The sequence below is a fragment of the Citrobacter sp. Colony219 genome (assembly GCF_019382635.1).
GTDB lineage: Bacteria > Pseudomonadota > Gammaproteobacteria > Enterobacterales > Enterobacteriaceae > Citrobacter > Citrobacter youngae.
In genome coordinates this window covers 3149-3396 of sequence record NZ_CP080033.1, presented here as the reverse complement: position 1 = coordinate 3396, position 248 = coordinate 3149, and the positions used below count along the sequence as shown (strand labels likewise).

Sequence of the window (248 nt, the reverse complement as noted above, 5' to 3'; positions counted from 1 at the left end):
GGGCGCGTGCTGAATATGGTCGATCTCAGCGATGTCTACATGACATTCTTCTTACCGACCGAACAGGCTGGTTTATTGAAGATTGGCGGTGAAGCTCGCCTGGTGCTGGATGCCGCGCCGGATCTGCGTATTCCTGCGACCATCAGCTTTGTGGCAAGCGTCGCGCAGTTCACACCGAAAACGGTCGAAACCAGTGATGAACGGCTGAAGCTGATGTTTCGCGTCAAAGCGCGTATTCCGCCAGAGCT

At 55.2% G+C, this 248-nt stretch carries 1 pseudogene; it reads left to right on the top strand.

Annotated features, from left to right (window positions below):
- A pseudogene (locus JTI85_RS00015) lies at positions 1-248 on the top strand (HlyD family efflux transporter periplasmic adaptor subunit); the annotation flags it as partial.